This is a genomic window from Pseudomonas sp. Pf153 (assembly GCF_001269775.1).
GTDB classification, from domain to species: domain Bacteria; phylum Pseudomonadota; class Gammaproteobacteria; order Pseudomonadales; family Pseudomonadaceae; genus Aquipseudomonas; species Aquipseudomonas uvaldensis.
Window position 1 is genome coordinate 852,621 of sequence record NZ_LHVL01000025.1, and the last position, 13,556, is coordinate 866,176.

At 59.7% G+C, this 13,556-nt stretch carries 16 protein-coding genes; 8 read left to right on the forward strand and 8 right to left on the reverse strand.

Annotated features, from left to right (window positions below; genetic code table 11):
* Positions 1-2: 2 nt before the first annotated feature.
* Complete coding sequence (locus AD666_RS19025; protein WP_053155225.1) at positions 3-317, reverse strand: YqjD family protein; 315 nt, start codon at positions 315-317, stop codon at positions 3-5.
* A 339-nt stretch (positions 318-656) separates the two neighbouring features.
* Here AD666_RS19025 and AD666_RS19030 point away from each other — a divergent pair, with 339 nt between their 5' ends.
* A complete protein-coding gene (locus AD666_RS19030; RefSeq protein ID WP_053155227.1) occupies positions 657-1,865 on the forward strand; it encodes an ammonium transporter in 1,209 nt (402 codons plus the stop codon).
* 8 nt (positions 1,866-1,873) lie between these two features.
* Here AD666_RS19030 and AD666_RS19035 read toward each other — a convergent pair whose 3' ends face one another.
* Complete coding sequence (locus AD666_RS19035) at positions 1,874-3,586, reverse strand: monovalent cation:proton antiporter-2 (CPA2) family protein (protein WP_053155229.1); 1,713 nt, start codon at positions 3,584-3,586, stop codon at positions 1,874-1,876.
* A gap of 181 nt (positions 3,587-3,767) precedes the next feature.
* Here AD666_RS19035 and AD666_RS19040 point away from each other — a divergent pair, with 181 nt between their 5' ends.
* The 3 genes from AD666_RS19040 (at position 3,768) to AD666_RS19050 (ending at position 5,402) form a co-directional block, all read left to right on the forward strand.
* On the forward strand, positions 3,768-4,022 hold the full coding sequence (locus tag AD666_RS19040; protein ID WP_053155231.1) for a glutaredoxin family protein: 255 nt from the start codon (positions 3,768-3,770) through the stop codon (positions 4,020-4,022).
* 95 nt (positions 4,023-4,117) lie between these two features.
* Positions 4,118-4,438: a hypothetical protein gene (locus AD666_RS19045; RefSeq protein WP_053155233.1), complete on the forward strand. Its 321-nt coding sequence runs from the start codon at positions 4,118-4,120 to the stop codon at positions 4,436-4,438.
* A gap of 73 nt (positions 4,439-4,511) precedes the next feature.
* On the forward strand, positions 4,512-5,402 hold the full coding sequence (locus AD666_RS19050; protein ID WP_053155235.1) for a pseudouridine synthase: 891 nt from the start codon (positions 4,512-4,514) through the stop codon (positions 5,400-5,402).
* A 79-nt stretch (positions 5,403-5,481) separates the two neighbouring features.
* Here the strand turns inward: AD666_RS19050 and AD666_RS19055 are convergent, their stop codons facing one another.
* Complete coding sequence (locus tag AD666_RS19055; RefSeq protein WP_053155237.1) at positions 5,482-5,703, reverse strand: YgdI/YgdR family lipoprotein; 222 nt, start codon at positions 5,701-5,703, stop codon at positions 5,482-5,484.
* Between the two features lie 104 nt (positions 5,704-5,807).
* Positions 5,808-6,404 carry a molybdenum cofactor guanylyltransferase MobA gene (gene mobA / locus AD666_RS19060; protein ID WP_053155239.1) on the reverse strand — a complete coding sequence of 199 codons (597 nt, stop codon included), beginning with the start codon at positions 6,402-6,404 and terminating at the stop codon, positions 5,808-5,810.
* Positions 6,405-6,482: 78 nt separating this feature from the next.
* Here mobA and moaB point away from each other — a divergent pair, with 78 nt between their 5' ends.
* Positions 6,483-7,022: a molybdenum cofactor biosynthesis protein B gene (gene moaB / locus AD666_RS19065; protein ID WP_053155241.1), complete on the forward strand. Its 540-nt coding sequence runs from the start codon at positions 6,483-6,485 to the stop codon at positions 7,020-7,022.
* 22 nt (positions 7,023-7,044) lie between these two features.
* Positions 7,045-8,232 carry a gephyrin-like molybdotransferase Glp gene (gene glp, locus AD666_RS19070; protein ID WP_172679653.1) on the forward strand — a complete coding sequence of 396 codons (1,188 nt, stop codon included), beginning with the start codon at positions 7,045-7,047 and terminating at the stop codon, positions 8,230-8,232.
* Between the two features lie 61 nt (positions 8,233-8,293).
* On the opposite strand, the gene AD666_RS26835 is transcribed toward glp, so the two are convergent.
* Complete coding sequence (locus AD666_RS26835) at positions 8,294-8,602, reverse strand: hypothetical protein (RefSeq protein ID WP_232775412.1); 309 nt, start codon at positions 8,600-8,602, stop codon at positions 8,294-8,296.
* 347 nt (positions 8,603-8,949) lie between these two features.
* Here AD666_RS26835 and yegS point away from each other — a divergent pair, with 347 nt between their 5' ends.
* Positions 8,950-9,867 carry a lipid kinase YegS gene (gene yegS / locus AD666_RS19080; RefSeq protein ID WP_053155405.1) on the forward strand — a complete coding sequence of 306 codons (918 nt, stop codon included), beginning with the start codon at positions 8,950-8,952 and terminating at the stop codon, positions 9,865-9,867.
* Here the strand turns inward: yegS and AD666_RS19085 are convergent.
* From AD666_RS19085 to AD666_RS19095, 3 genes are all read right to left on the reverse strand, one after another.
* Positions 9,851-10,510 carry a response regulator transcription factor gene (locus AD666_RS19085; RefSeq protein WP_053155247.1) on the reverse strand — a complete coding sequence of 220 codons (660 nt, stop codon included), beginning with the start codon at positions 10,508-10,510 and terminating at the stop codon, positions 9,851-9,853. The two genes, yegS and AD666_RS19085, sit on opposite strands and share 17 nt — an antisense overlap.
* The gene (locus AD666_RS19090; protein WP_053155249.1) at positions 10,507-11,400 is read right to left on the reverse strand and encodes a sensor histidine kinase; all 894 of its coding nucleotides are present in this window, start codon (positions 11,398-11,400) and stop codon (positions 10,507-10,509) included. The genes AD666_RS19085 and AD666_RS19090 overlap by 4 nt, the downstream gene beginning before the upstream one ends.
* A 226-nt stretch (positions 11,401-11,626) precedes the next feature.
* Entirely contained in the window at positions 11,627-12,097 is a 471-nt protein-coding gene (locus AD666_RS19095) for a hypothetical protein (protein WP_053155251.1), read from the reverse strand.
* Positions 12,098-12,582: 485 nt separating this feature from the next.
* On the opposite strand from AD666_RS19095, the gene AD666_RS19100 reads away from it, so the two are divergent.
* Positions 12,583-13,506, forward strand: a complete 924-nt coding sequence (locus AD666_RS19100; protein ID WP_053155253.1) for a chemotaxis protein CheV — start codon at positions 12,583-12,585, stop codon at positions 13,504-13,506.
* Positions 13,507-13,556: the final 50 nt, after the last annotated feature.

Consider the following 13,556-nt stretch of genomic DNA (forward strand, 5'->3'; position numbering starts at 1 on the left):
CATCAGCGCCGTGTCGCCAGCAGACCGATCAAAAAGCCCACCCCAGCGGCGATGCCGACCGATTGCCAAGGGTTGGCCTGTACGTATTGCTCTGTGGCGATCACTGCCGCCTGGCCGCGTTCGCGCATGGAGTCCTCGGTCACTTTGAGGGTGTCGCGGGCACGCAGGAGGGTTTCGTGGATCTGGCTGCGCAGTTCGTCTGCCTGGTCACCCGCCAATGTCGCGGTATGTTCCAACAGGCGTTCGGTGTCGCTGACCAGTGTCTGAAAATCTTCCTTCAGGATTTCTTGTGCAGTCTTTGCCTGGGGGCTGGCCATGGATGGATCTCCGTGAAATGACATCTGATGCGTTCGAGTGTAAGCGTTGCCGGAAGGTTCAGTGAAATTGACTGGTACAACTTTTGCTCGGTCCTGGCCCAAGGTTTGCCATGCACTGGTGCATCGGCTGTCTCCGTGCGCCGATGTCGGGCGCAGGGCAGCAAGACCTTAACTCAAATAAACAGAACCGGCGAAGCATCACCTCTGTATTGATCTGATTCATGCAACAAAGCGGTTCGTCGGCCTTCGAGTGACAGGCGAATCGGTTCAACTTGGTGCACTGCAGGCGGTGCGATCCGCTCGGATGCTTCTTTCAACTTTTTCAGGTCTGCCAATACCATGGAAAATCTGCAAAGCGCTGTGGACAGTCTGGTCCACAGCTCCAACACGCTGTTCATTCTGCTCGGCGCGGTCATGGTCCTGGCCATGCACGCCGGTTTTGCGTTCCTGGAAGTGGGGACCGTCCGGCAAAAAAACCAGGTTAATGCATTGTCGAAAATCCTCAGCGATTTTGCAGTCTCGACCTTGGCCTATTTCTTCGTGGGCTACTGGATTTCCTATGGCATGACGTTCCTGCAGCCTGCAGCGGTGCTGAGCACCGATCATGGCTACAGCCTGGTGAAGTTCTTTTTCCTGCTCACCTTCGCCGCTGCGATCCCGGCGATCATCTCCGGTGGTATTGCCGAACGTGCGCGATTCGCACCGCAGTTGTGCGCCACGGTGTTGATCGTGGCGTTCGTGTATCCCTTTTTTGAAGGCTTGGTGTGGAATGGCAATCTTGGCCTGCAAGCCTGGCTGCAAGCCCGGTTCGGCGCTGGCTTTCATGACTTTGCCGGTTCTGTGGTGGTGCATGCCATGGGCGGCTGGTTGGCGCTGGCCGCTGTCCTGCTGCTTGGCGCGCGCAACGGTCGATACCGGGACGGTCGACTGGTGGCGTTCGCGCCATCGAGTATTCCGTTTCTCGCGCTCGGTTCCTGGATTTTGATTGTCGGTTGGTTTGGTTTCAACGTGATGAGCGCCCAGACGCTGCCGGGGGTGAGCGGACTGGTGGCGGTCAACTCGTTGATGGCCATGGTCGGCGGAACCGTGGCGGCACTGATCGTCGGACGCAACGACCCGGGCTTCCTGCACAACGGCCCATTGGCCGGGCTGGTGGCGGTCTGCGCCGGCTCCGATCTGATGCACCCGGTGGGTGCGCTGGCCACCGGTGCCATTGCCGGCGTCCTGTTTGTCTGGTGTTTCACCGCGGTCCAGGTCAAATGGAAGATCGACGACGTGCTCGGCGTCTGGCCATTGCACGGGTTGTGCGGAGTCTGGGGTGGCGTTGCCTGCGGTATCTTTGGTCAGGCTGCCCTGGGCGGCCTGGGTGGGGTCAGCCTGACCAGCCAACTGATTGGCAGTGCATTGGGTGTGGCGGTCGCCCTGGTCGGTGGGTTCGCGGTCTATGGCCTGATCAAGGTCGTATTGGGGCTTCGGCTGACGCAGGAACAGGAGTATTACGGTGCCGACCTGTCGATTCACAAGATAGGCGCCGTCAGCCAGGACTGAAGGAGGCATCAGGGCTCCTTGTCCTGGTTGCCGGGATAAAAACCGTGCAGCAGCCGATAGCGGTCGTGGCGGACCTGATCCACATGCTGGCGAACCTGCTGCTCGGCCAGACCGAGCATGATCAGGGCATGGGACGCGAGCATCAGGCTTGACTCCAGCAGTTCCGGAACCACTTCACTGGCCCCGGCGGCCTGCAGTTCGGCCAGTTGGCTGTCGTCGCGGGTACGCACCAGAATCGGTACCTGCGGGTTGAGCCGACGGGCCTCCCTGAGCACACTGATGGCAATGTCGGTCTTGTCCACCGCGATTACCACCAGTCGGGCACGGCCCAGGCCGACGGCGGCGAGCAGGTCTGCACGTCGTGAATCGCCGTAATACACGCAGCTTTCTCCGACGGTGGCTTCCTGGATGATCACCGGATCGTCATCCAGGGCGACGAAGGCCTGGTCTTCCCGACGCAGGAAGCGCCCGATAGACTGGCCGACGCGCCCGTACCCACAAATGATCACATGGCCAGACAGGCCGGCATTGAGTTCGCTGATCTGGTCCAGTTGGGCGGCTTCGTTGGGCTTGCGGTGCAGGCGGGCGGCGATACCCGGCGCGGCCCGCAGCAACAATGGCGTGAGCAGCATCGAACTGAACGTCGCTGCCAGCAGCGGGCCGCCAAGATCGGTCGGCATGAGGCGGTTCTGCTGCATCAAGGCCATCAGGGCAAAGCAGAACTCTCCGCCCTGGGCCAGGGCCAGGCCGCTGCGCCACGCGGTTTCGCCGTCGCTGCCTCGCCATTTCACCAGGAGGGCGACCACGCAGCCCTTGATGAGCATCAGTCCCAGGGTGAGGCCAAGGATCAGCCAGCCGTCGTCCACGAACAACTGCAGGTCGATCAGCATGCCGATGCTGACAAAAAACAGGCCCAACAGAATGTCGCGGAACGGCCGGATGTCTGCCTCGATCTGATGCCGGTAATGACTTTCCCCCAGCAGCATGCCCGCCAGGAACGCGCCAAGGGCTGGCGAGAGCCCGAGCAGATGGGTCAGCCATGCCGTCAGCAAAACGATGACCAGGGCCAGCAGCACGAACAATTCGGCGGAGCGGGACGCAGCCACCTCATGGAACAATCGGGGCAGTAGCAGGCGACTGGTCAGCAGCAGGCCGCCGAACAGCACCAGGGTCTTGCCCAGTGTCAGGGGCAGCGCCCAATACCAGGCCTGTGTACTGCTGCCGGCGAACACCGGTACGAGGGTCAACAGCAATACCGCGACGATGTCCTGGAACAGCAGCACACCGATAGCGTTCTGGCCGTGGCTGCTGAAAATCTCCCCGAGGCTGGTCAGCTCCTTGCTGACGATGGCGGTGGATGACAGGGCCAGCCCGGCCCCCAGCAACAGCGCGACCGGAACCGGTGCGCCGCACGCCACCAGCACGCTACCCAGGAGTGCCCCGGAGCATGCCACTTGCAGGCTGCCGAGACCGAACACGACACGCCGCAGTTCAAGCATCCTGGACAGAGAGAACTCCAGCCCCAGGGAAAACAACAGGAAAACCACCCCGAGCTCGGCCAGGTCCGGCAGTTCCTCGCTGTCGTTCACCCAGCCCAGCGCAGTGGGTCCGACCGCCAGCCCGACGCACAGATAGCCCAGCACCGGTGGCAGCCGCAGCCGCCTGAACAGGGCGATGACCACCAGGGAGGAGGCGAGAATGATCAGCAGGTTGGCAAACAAGGGACACTCCGTATCAGGACTTGTGACACATAGCTTAGAAGACAAGAAGACGCCAAAAAGCATTTGCGCTCAATGATTTGCATCAGCGTTTTGCCGAAAGGGACTGATGCGGCTTACGCGGCTCGACGGTTTTCGGGAGCGGGCCTAGAATGACCGTCTATCTTTTGTGGGTCTACCTGTCATGCCTCCTGGAAGCGAACTCCCTGAATGTCAGCTGTACGGTACCTTGGGTTGTCATCTTTGCGAAGTTGCCGAAGGGGTGCTGATGCCTTTCGTTGAACATGGGTTGTTGGTGGAGCTGGTGGATATCGCCGAAAGCGAGTTCCTGTCCGAAACCTATGGGTTGCGCATCCCGGTATTGCGCAGGAACGATACCGGCGAGGAACTGGATTGGCCTTTCGATAATGCCAACCAGGTGGCTGTTTTTCTCAGTTGAGCGCCTTTGTGCGTTCCGTGTCCGAGCATTGCCATTGGCGAAAAGGGAATTCTTCGGTTACTGTATGTCCATACAGCTATCTGGAGTGCGTGACTTTGCTCAACGTCGAACAATTGAAGAACAGCGTGAACAGGATGTCCGTGGACGTCGTGCGCGAGGCCGTGCTGGAGCTGCGTCTCGACGGACTGGTAACCGAGGGCAAGACACCCTTCAACAAGCTGCATTTCAACACCTGTTTCGCTGAGATCGAGGCGCTGTTCCAGCGTGCCGGTTATCACAAGCAGCTGGATGTCGTGGGTTACCAGGGGTTGTTGTACGCTTTGTACGACCCGGGGCGCTGGGAGGCAGTGGAAGTGCTGCGCTGGCTGAAGGAGTTCACCGAAGCGACGGCAGCCTCTACCCCGATCACTGCCTGAGTCAATCATGGCTGGGCTGACTTGCGCACCTGTCGGATAATGTCGCCTTGTAAATATTGCCCAAGAGTTTCGAATGTCCGGTTCATCCTTTTCCGCCGCACACCATCAGGCCAGTACCTTGTATCTACCCCCCGGTCCCTGGCAAACGGTGCTGGAATGTCTGTGCGAGCATTTCAGCGCCATCAGCCGCGAGCAATGGCTGGACCGGATTGCCCGGGGGCGCGTGCTGGACGGTGAGGGCAAGGCGATCCGAATCGACTTGCCCTACCGTGAAGGACTGCGCATCCACTATTTTCGCGAGGTGCCCGATGAGAAGCCGATCCCGGTCGTCGAGACGGTCCTGTACGCCGACGAGCATCTGGTGGTGGCTGACAAACCCCATTTTCTGCCAGTCACTCCCGCAGGTGAGTACGTCGAGCAGACCCTGTTGCGACGATTGATCCGGCGATTGGACAATCCTCATCTGGTCCCCTTGCACCGTATCGACCGGCACACCGCCGGGCTGGTGTTGTTTTCAGCCAGTCCGCTAAGCCGATCGGCTTACCAGTCACTGTTCCCTGCGCGGCAGATCGACAAACGCTACCAGGCCATTGCGCCGGCGTTGCCTCAGTTGACGTTTCCCCGGGTGCATAGAAGCCGGATGGTCGACGGTGAGCCGTTTTTCCGGATGCAGGAAGGGCCGGGCGAACCCAATACCGAAACGACCATCGAGGTGCTGGAAAAGAATGGCGAACTGTGGCGCTACGGACTCTATCCGGTCACTGGCAAGAAGCATCAGTTACGAGTGCACATGAGTGCCCTTGGGGCGGGCATCTGCAACGACCCGTTTTATCCCGATGTGCAGCGGGATGCGCCGGACGACTATGCCAATCCGCTTAAATTGCTGGCCCAGGGGCTGCGCTTCGTCGATCCGGTCACGGGGCAGGAGCGTATTTTTGAAAGCGGTATCACGCTGCAATGGTAGCCGCTGCGGCTTTGCGTCAGGCATGAAAAAGCCCGCAATCTTGTTTGCGGGCTTTTTCGTATCGGTGCGGCGTTGGTGCTTAGAGGTCTTTAACGGTGCGGACCTGATCCTTGTTTACGCGGGTTTGCTTGCCGTCCAGCTGTTCGAACTCATAGAAACCGGTGTCTTCGTCGTAATGGGGAGTGTCGACGGCCTGGATTTCGCGACCATCATTCAAGGTGATCACAGTTGGCGATGCACACCCTGCAAGAGTGGCCAGGCCCAGTGCGAGCATGAAAGTGGCGAGGGTCCGTTGAGTCATGGTGTTTCTCCGAAATGGAATTCTTCAGGTTACTGACCTTCAGACGTATACAACGTGCGCAAGTTCCTGGCTAGAGGCCTGTAGCGTGAAATTGAATGCCGGCATCAGCGCTCTTGGTGTTGGTACAGCAGTTCAGGTGTATTCAGATTCGCCAGCCGGGGATCGTCAGCCGGACATTGCAAGGCAACTGCGTGCAGCATTCGCATGATCCGGCCCGGACTGCGTTCGCCTTCGCGCCAGGCCTCTTCGAATGTGGCTGCCACAGCCAGCGGAATGACACACAACAACGGTTCCCAGTGTTCGCCGTGGCGCACCATCAGCGGCTTGTCGGGATGCTGGCTTGCTGTTTGGCGCATATCGTCCAGCAGGTTCGAGTCGATGTTCGGTACGTCGCAGGGCAACACCAGCAAAAAACGATGCTTCGCGACCCTCAAGCCCGCCCGTATGCCCGCCAGCGGGCCAGGAAAGTCACCCTCATCGTCATGCACCAGTTGATCGGCATACAACGCATAGCGTTCCGGATTGCGATTGCAGGAAATGATCAGGTCATCGCTCAGCGCGCGGGTATGACGATGGAGATGGGCAATCAGCGGTTCGCCCTGCCATTCCACCAGGCCTTTGTCCCGCCCGCCCATCCGTTGTCCGCGTCCACCTGCCAGCAGCAGGATGGAGCACGGTGGCAAGGAAATATTCGAGGTCATGGTGTGTTTCCCCACAGGCGGAAAAATGAAGCGCTGTGATATAACACCGGGCTGTTTCTCCCACAACTGGACGAGCCTATGAAAGCCAAGGCTGATGTACCTTTCGTGCCGCTCAACATCGCGGTGCTGACAGTCAGTGATACCCGCACCCTGGAAACCGATACCTCCGGGCAGGTCTTTGTCGATCGGCTGATGGCGGCGGGTCATAATCTGGCTGAGCGGGTCCTGCTCAAAGATGATCTGTACAAGATCCGGGCGCAAGTCGCGACCTGGATAGCCGATGAGATCGTGCAAGTCGTACTGATTACCGGCGGTACCGGTTTTACCGGTCGCGACAGTACGCCGGAAGCCGTGGCCTGCCTGCTGGACAAGCAGGTCGATGGTTTCGGAGAGCTGTTCCGACAGATTTCCGTGGCGGATATCGGTACCTCCACTGTCCAGTCCCGAGCATTGGCGGGTCTGGCCAACGGTACGCTGGTGTGCTGCCTGCCGGGCTCGACCAACGCAGTGCGTACCGGTTGGGACGCAATCCTGGCCGAGCAACTGGATGCGCGACATCGCCCGTGTAACTTCGTGGCCCATCTGAAACAGGCGGCCCCTTGTGAATCCCGTGGGTAAACCAGGCAAGACCGGCACTTTGATGGCCGTCGAGGTCGCGTTGCAGCGGCTGCTCGAGATGGCGGCGGCGGCACCGATTACCCAGCGTGAGCAGGTACCCTTGAGTGAGGCGCAAGGGCGCGTGCTCGCCGAGGATCTGGTGTCGTCCCTCGACTTGCCTCCCTGGCCCAACAGCGCGATGGACGGGTATGCCTTGCGGCTGGCCGATTGGCATGGCGAGCCGCTGGCGGTCAGCCAGCGAATCTTTGCCGGCCAGGCCCCGCAGCCATTGGCTGCAGGAACCTGTGCGCGGATCTTTACGGGAGCACCGGTGCCTGCCGGTGCTGACTGCGTCGAGATGCAGGAAAACGCGGTGGTGGACAGTGACCAGCGGGTACGGTTTACCGCACCTCTGGTCAGCGGGCAAAACATTCGTCCCCAGGGCCAGGAAACCACTGTGGGCGAACAGGTCCTTCCAGTGGGCACTCGCCTGGGGCCAATCGAGTTGGGGCTGGCGGCATCCTTGGGCTGTGCGACGCTGCAAGTGGTGCGCAAGGTCAGCGTTGCCGTCCTGTCCACCGGTGACGAACTGGTCGAACCCGGTCAGGCACTGGGTCCAGGTCAGATCTATAACAGTAACCGTGTGTTGCTCTGCGGCTGGTTGCAACGGCTGGGCTGTCATGTAGTCGACGCGGGCATCCTGCCAGACGATTTACCCGCTACCCGTGCACGCCTGGCCCAACTGTCGGACGTCGATCTGATTTTGTCCACCGGCGGTGTGTCGGTCGGAGAGGCTGACTTCCTCGGCACCGCATTGCGGGAAGAAGGCGAGTTGACGCTCTGGAAGCTTGCCATCAAGCCGGGGAAACCGCTGACGGTCGGGCATTTCCGTGGCGTCCCGGTGATAGGGCTGCCCGGAAACCCCGCCTCGACACTGGTGACTTTTGCGCTACTGGCCCGGCCTTACCTGTTGCGACGCCAGGGTGTGGAGTCGGTCGAGCCGCTCAAGTTCAAGGTGCCGGCCGGATTCGTCTGGGCGAAGGCCGGCAACCGGCGAGAATATTTGCGGGGTCGACTGGAGAATGGAAGGGCCACCCTCTACCGGAACCAAAGCTCCGGTGTTCTGCGCAGTGCGGCCTGGGCCGACGGGCTGGTCGAAGTGTTCGAAGGGCAGACCCTGGTCGAAGGTGATGAGGTCGGTTTCATCCCTTTAAGCGAAGTTCTGGGCTAAAAGGGCGCAAAGGGTTTGCTCCGGCCCGGACCCGCTGCCTGGGCCGTGGCACCCACCGTCGTTAGCGTGAGAGCAGCATGACCAACTGATCGAAACGACTGTTTGCGAGCCAACCCAGCAGGCCGAGGATCACCGCTGCCGCGCCAGCCGAATAGGCGAGCCGGTGTCGGATGATCTTTACGTCGGTGCGGATCTCATCCATGTCTCTGCGGATGTATTTGAGGTGGGTTTCCAGTTCGACGACGCGCGGTTCCAAATCGACTCCTCCAGCAGGATTGCTGCAACTTTTGCATTCGTTCCGGTTCTCGGCCCGCTCGCTTCCAATCGAGGCGAGCGGCCTGTGTGACAGCGTATATTCCTGGCTATGCATGGGCTCGCTCGTCCCTTCGATCAACCCGGTTCGAGCCACTGATAAGGCCCTTGTGGGCCGTGACGTATCCATCCATGGGGTAGCACATCCTTGTGTGATGAGTGTTTTGAAGGTCCAGACAACAGAGTGCCAAGGTGTCTCAATACAGCTAGAGGGTCAATTGAGCGGATTCGCCACGCCTTGTAAGAAAACTCTTTGAGTGAAGAAGTCTCCGTCCGGTAGTCCGGACTGGCGTCCTCTCATGGACAAGGCATTTGCTTTTTTTTGATCGAAATTGATCCGTGGGGGGCTTTTTCGGCTGATTGAGCGGTCCGATTTCCTGGAACCTTCCAATGACGGAGACGATGATGAGCAAAGGCAAGGCGCTGTTGATCCTGCATGGCAAGCAAGCGCTCAACGAAGAGGTTCGGGCAGCAGTGATGTCCAGGCGCAAGCAAGGCTGGGACCTGGCGGTAAGGTTGACGTGGGAGGCCGGCGATGCCCAGCGTTGTGTCGACGAGGCGCTGGCGGCAGGCTACACGCGACTGATTGCCGGTGGCGGGGACGGTACCTTGCGGGATATTGCCGAAGCGCTTGCGCGTCAGTCGACAGATGCCAGTCTGGTGCTGTTGCCATTGGGCACGGCCAATGATTTTGCCCGGGCAGCGGGCGTTCCGCTGGAACCGGACCAGGCCCTTGATTTGCTGGATGTCGAGCCGCAAGCCATCGATCTGGGCGAAGTCGGCGGGCGGATATTCCTGAATATGGCCACGGGTGGTTTCGGCAGTCAGGTCACGGCAAACACTTCCGAGGACCTCAAGAAGGTGCTGGGGGGCGCCGCTTATCTGTTCACCGGTCTGACGCGCTTCAGTGAGCTGAGTGCGGCCTATGGCGAATTGCAGGGCCCCGGATTCAGCTGGCAGGGGGATTTGCTGGCGCTGGGTATCGGCAATGGCCGGCAGGCCGGGGGAGGCCATCAGTTATGCCCGCAAGCACTGGTCGATGATGGTTTGCTCGACATCAGTATCCTGCCGGCCCCCCAGGAAGTGGTCAGTACCTTGAAGGACTTGCTGGCCGGAGGCCTGGGCATCGACAACATGTTCGTGCGCGTGCGCCTGCCCTGGGTGGAAATCAAGGTCGCCCAAGGCCTGGACATCAATCTTGATGGTGAGCCGTTGCAGGTCGACAGTCTGAAGTTTACGGTGCGTGAGCGGGCGTTGCGTGTGCATCTGCCGTCCGATTCGCCTCTGATGACGACTTCTGCGCTACTCAATCGTCCAGACTGATGATCTGCTCGCGCACGGCGAAAAGCACCAGCCCTGCCACATCGTGGATCTGCAGGCGCTTCATGATCTGGGCCCGGTGAGTTTCCACGGTCTTGATGCTCAGGCTCAGGCCATTGGCAATTTCCCGGGTCGACTTGCCGCGCACGATCAGCCGCAAGATTTCCAACTGGCGCGCCGTCAGGTTATGGGTCTGGACGGGGGCGGGTTGAAGCTTCTGGGCGCGGGTCAGCGCCTGGTTGATCACCGTGTGGGCGATGGCCGGGCTCAGGTAGCGTTCGTTGTTGCGCAACGCGTCCAAGGCGTGCCCCAGCTCGGTGGCGGTGGTGTCCTTGAGCAGATACCCGTGGGCGCCGGACTCCAGCGCCTGCATGATCAGCGCCGGATCGGTGTGCATCGACAGGATCAGTACTTTGCTGTGGGGACGCGCCTGCTTGAGCTGCTGCAAGGCCTCCAGGCCGCTGGTGTTTTTCATGGAAATGTCCAGCAGCACGATGTCGGGCGCCAACCGTTCTACAAGCTCCAACAGCTGGGTGCCGTCACTGGCTTCGCCGATGACGGCATAACCAGGCAAATCCGTGACCAGGGCGCGTACGCCGGCTCGGATCAACGAGTGGTCATCTACGAGAAGTAAATTACAAGTCAATGGAGAACCTTATTCTTACTGGCCCGCGCCAGGGTCCGAGGGGCCCAGGGAAAACGTGCTTCGATATGTGTGCCCTTGCCGGCTTCACTGGTCACCTTGAGGGTGCCGCCCAATTGTTGGGCCCGCTCCGACATGCCGGCCATACCCCGTTGGCCTGCCCGGGCGGGGTGGTCCGCCGGGACGAATCCCTGGCCGTCGTCGCTGATCAACAGGAACAGGCCTTCGGGCAGGCGCTGTAGACGCACCAGCAGATTCTGCGCCTGGGCATGACGCAGGATATTGGTGACGGCCTCCTGTGTGATCCGAAAGGCGGCGACGGCCATTTCCTCCGGAATGCCAGTCATGCGCTGCTGGCAATCGAGGCTCCACTTTAGCGAGGTATTGGCCAATGTCTTGAGCAGGTGCGCACGCAGGCTGGCTTCAAGCCCAAGGCTGGTCAATTGGCGAGGGTTGAGGATTGCCGATACATCGCGGACCTTGTGCAGGGTTTCGTCCAGTGTTTCGCAGAGGACCGAGCATTGACCTTGCAATTCCTCCGGTATCCGGCGCTTGAGCCACTCGCCTTGCAGTTTCGCCGCGGTCAGTAACTGGCCGATATCGTCATGCAGTTCCCGGCTGAGTCGATGACGTTCGTTTTCCTGAACTTCGAGTAACCGGTCGGCCAGTTCCTGGGGCTGGAACTTGATGGATTTGCGCGACAGCCGGTAATGGATCCAGACACAGGTCAAGGCGGCGACATCCAGCGCCAGCAGGCTTACCGGCATGGTTTGGGCGGACAGGTAAACCAGCAGGTTGCCGAGGGTCGAGCTCATGCACAGAAACAGTGTGAACCGGCGGGCGTTTTCTCGGGAGGGTGGCCAGGTGACGAATGACTTGAGGCTGGCGTACATAGCGGATGGAGCCAATGAATGTTCGCTGCGGGCTGGCCGGTCAGCGGATCTGACAGGCCGGGTTGGGTAAGTGCTTCGGGTCGAGGTTGGCTTCGATGGACGGCTTTCACCACGCCGTACTTTTGAAACGACTGACGCGAGACATAGTACCACTTCATCTAACGTTGGTCGCGTTCGGCATGGTGTCGTGAAAGCGCCATGCATCGGATGGCGGGCCGGAGCTTTGTCAGGCTTGCTTCTGGGAGTAAGGCACCAGGGCCAGCCGGTGTGCTGCGTGGACTTCTTCGCAAGGCGTCCGGCCTACCTGGAAGGCAAATGCCTCGATCAGTGAGGTCTGTTCGCTGTTGTCCAGGCTGAGTTGGCCGGTGGTGGGGTCGACCAGCTCCAGTTGCCAGGCCATCAGGGTGAAGCAATCCTTCAATGCGTCCAGGGCCTGCTCATGCAGGTCCATGTGGCTCTGCGCATGGCTGAGCAAACCGTGGATATGCAGGGAAAATTCCGAAACGGCTTCCAGCGCCAGGGCATCGGCCTTGTTTGCCAGCTTCAACAAGGTACTGAGCATGCAATCGATCGCATCCTTATCGTTACTGATCAGTTGCAGATGGCTCAGGCACTCCTCCGATTTGGCCAGAAGCGTTTCGGCTTCGATCAGGAATTCGGGCAGGCGCTGAGACCAGTCCTTACGATCGTTCGGCATGCTTATCTCCACAACATCATGTCAGACGAAAGAAAATCACGTGTGGCGAACGGCTGGATCTCACGACTGGCAACGAACGAAAGTGCGTCGGCACATCCTTGCCATACGGCAGGACAGAGCACGCGGATAGTTGCAAGGGTGGGATCGGCCGAAAGGCTGAAAGTCCGATGTCCTGCTGTCGCGCACAAAGGCCTGACTCCGTTCAGCAATGAGAATGGCGTCACATTAATGGCTATTGGAAATTGGGAATATCAGGTTGGACCTGATTGTTGCTAGGGGATTCCCTTAGGCAAGGGAACCATACGCGAAAAACGAGGTCGCGCAGCGCGGAAGGGGAAGCGGATTAAAGCGTGAGGCCAGTAAAGCATGATGTTAAGGTGATATCAATGCCCCGAGATGTATTTCATCGAGGGGTCAAGATCCGGCTCGCGCGGCCGATAGTTGCATTATTGGATTTATCCGAACAATCCCAGGAGTCATCAATAATGGCCGGCATTCTCGACACAGTAGATCAACGAACCCAGCTGGTGGGTGAGAATCGCCTGGAAATTCTCATGTTTCGCCTGGCAGGGCGGCAGTTGTTCGCCATCAACGTGTTCAAGGTCCAGGAAGTGTTGCAACTGCCGAAGCTGACGTTGATGCCGCAACGCCATCCGTTCGTGTGTGGCGTGGTCAATCTGCGCGGCCAGACGCTGCCGGTGATCGACCTGTCCCAGGCCATCGGCATGCGTCCGCTGGTGCCGGGAGCCAATAGCACGATCATCGTTACCGAGTACAACCGTTCGGTCCAGGCGTTCTTGGTAGGTGGCGTGGATCGTATCGTCAACATGAACTGGGAAGCGATCCTGCCGCCTCCGGGCAGCGCCGGCCGTGAACACTACCTGACGGCTATCAGCAAGGTGGACGACCAGTTGGTGGAAATCATCGACGTGGAAAAGGTGCTGGCCGAAATCGTGCCGTACAACGCCAAGGTCTCCCGGGACAAGCTCGAAGATCCGGTGTTGGAAAAGGCTCGGGGGCGCGAAGTGTTGCTGGTGGACGACTCCAACGTGGCGCTTTCGCAACTGCGCGACACGCTGGGTCAGTTGGGCGTGAAAATGCACATCGCCAGCGACGGTCTGAAAGCCTTGAATATGCTCAAGGCCTGGGCTGACACCGGCGAGGTGATGACCGACAAATTGCTGATGATCTTCACCGACGCGGAAATGCCGGAAATGGATGGTTATCGCCTGACCACCGAGATCCGCAATGACCCGCGTCTGCGTGGGCTCTATGTCGTGCTGCACACCTCGCTGTCGGGCAGCTTCAACGATTCGATGGTCAAGAAGGTCGGCTGCGACAATTTCCTCTCCAAATTCCAGCCGGACAAATTGGTGGATGTGGTGCGCCAGCGACTGATGCTCGGCTGAAACCGAACATGGTTTGCTTCGATGGCCGGTTCGTATAGGGTGGCATTTTT